General features: G+C 35.5%; 1 protein-coding gene. It reads right to left on the bottom strand.

What is annotated here, in order from left to right:
• Positions 1-176: 176 nt before the first annotated feature.
• On the bottom strand, positions 177-1,175 hold the full coding sequence (locus G322_RS0118740) for a porin (protein ID WP_022943203.1): 999 nt from the start codon (positions 1,173-1,175) through the stop codon (positions 177-179).
• Positions 1,176-2,407: the final 1,232 nt, after the last annotated feature.

The following is a 2,407-nucleotide window of genomic DNA, read 5'->3' as shown; positions in this document are numbered from 1 at the left end:
ATCGCAATAGCTAGCTATTACTCAATCATGCGCCTTGCTCTTCATCATTTTTCCTCAACAAGCCCTGATCACAATATTATGCGGAATGGTATTATTATAAAATCAATAAAAAAGGGAGAAACTAAGCTTCTCCCTTAACGTTATAATTTATCAAAAGCAGTGTTGCTCAAATTAAATTATAGGTAGATACGTCCACCGATCATCCAAATATTATCTTCAGCAACATTGATGTCGTTACCTAAGTCAACTTGGTAACCAACATAACCTACTACGTTTGGTAAGAAGTTGTATTCAACTTGTAAAGCAGACTGGCTGTATAGTGTTTCACTCTTTTTTTCATCTGTTGATGACTCATAGTTAAGACTTACATTAATGCTATTTGCAAATGCGTAAGCCACAATGAATTCAGCATCAGTCGTTTCTTCATATGCATTTTCTGAACCAGAACGGTAAACCCAATCATTTTGACCGTAAACAGCCGCTACATACAAACCTTGACCATATGAGCCGTATTTAGCAGATACATTTGCCATGGTTGCCGTTTCTGTATTTGTTGTATATTCAACATCACCGGTGTTGTAAGCAACACCGACAGAGAACTTAGCGAAATCAAACGATAAGGCAACTTGGTAACGTGCATCATAATCTTCTTGAACACCTTGCCAACCTAAGCCGAGATTTAATGACATATTATCAGAAAAATCAAAGCTGTTACGGTAACTGACCATATCATCAGCACGTGCAGTACCTGCACTACCCATATCGCTAGAGTATAAAAAATCATTAGCAAATGCGATAGGCATATCTGCAACACCCGTAACATCGAATGTTGGTGCCCATTGTGTACCGATGGCAGCACGACCGTAAACATCATGTGCTAAACCAAGGTAACCTAAACGAGTGCTAAGCGCTTGCTCACCACCTTCCATGTTAATGCTCCACTCAACCAGAGCGTCAGCTGTAAATCCATTACCTAGGTCACGCGTTGCACCAAAATTAATACGTGGAGCAACTGAATTGACACCCGTATCGCCTTCGTCTGAACCCGTTAAACCTGCAGAGATATGACCACCAACTGAAAAAGTATTAACTTCATCGCTGTATAGCTCAGTAGCAGATACAGAATTGGCGATAAATAATGCAGGGATAGTGATAGCTAGTAATGTTTTTTTCATTTGAAACCTACTTTTCATTTAAAAAATATAAAGTTCACTGAACTTTACAAGACAAGAGTTGTCTTGGTATCACACTAGCAAAACAAATTTACGATGGAAACATAGCAAAAATCAAATAATTAACACTAAAAACAAAATATATTAAAGAGCAATAAAAATCATTTTAACTAAATAAGTTGAGCTGAGATAATTTCATTTCAGAACAAGCAATTTCCCAAGCACGATGAGGTCCATGTGTTTATGTTTATTTAATATCACAAACAAATATCGGGCATTGATTGACTTACGGCTTGTTTTTTTGATGTGGAGTACTGGCCTGATTCAACTTTATGTCAATCATTATGATGAGTAATTAGAGATGCTCACAAAGTACCGGTTTAGTGTGCAGTTATGTACTGTATAGCTAACTAATAAGATAATAAAAAAGTGGCTCCTCCCTCCCCTTTAAAAGTAAGTTATGAACATTTAAAAAGAGTAAAAAAACAATAACGATTGAACTTATTAATAGCGTTTGGGATGGTTATGGACAATAATTAAAAGTCAGGTTTTCAGTCGAAAAAAAGACGAAGTCATCGTAAGACAGATAAATACGCCCAAGCTAGAAAATCATCCTAAAAGTTGAAATACAAACAACGCCCACCAGAAAAAGCCATTACATTATCAAATACAGTCCGACTAGCATCAACATTATGCACAACAACATCAAGCTATTCATTATTAGCTGCCACGCTATTTATTTGTAAAGAAAACTAAACCCTAAAAAAACTGGTTTTATAAAATCTCAAAAAACATGGTTTTTCTGTGATTAAAACGTGAATAAAGCAAAGGTTTTAATCGTATTGTTGACACATTTTCATATACTATTTACTGGTATTCTGGCCAATTTTCATCTAAAAGAACAAAATCACTTTTATTCGATCTCTCTCACATTTATCACTACATTTTATAGAGTGATTCTCATATTAATTTTTATTAGTAGATCAGCGACATTTACATAATACTTCAAGATGCGAAGCATAAATAAAAGCCTCGTCGTGCTATATCAGAATTTTATAACTATGCAGAGGGTGTGAGTGACCTAGCTTGTGCCTGTTAAAACACCTTGAGATAACATGGATATACCCGTGATACTTCAAGATGCAAAGTCAGCAAGGCAAATTGTATCAAGATAGTAGGCATAAAATTGAAGCCTAGTTATTCTAAGTCGAAATTTTATAACGACGTAGATTGGT

Source organism: Psychromonas hadalis ATCC BAA-638 (assembly GCF_000420245.1).
Classification (GTDB): domain Bacteria; phylum Pseudomonadota; class Gammaproteobacteria; order Enterobacterales; family Psychromonadaceae; genus Psychromonas; species Psychromonas hadalis.
This window is presented reverse-complemented; position numbering and strand designations above follow the sequence as displayed.

Coding starts and splice junctions, on each gene's coding strand:
- G322_RS0118740 (WP_022943203.1), bottom strand. CDS start 1,175: ATGAAAAAAACATTACTAGCTATCACTATCCCTGCATTATTTATCGCC.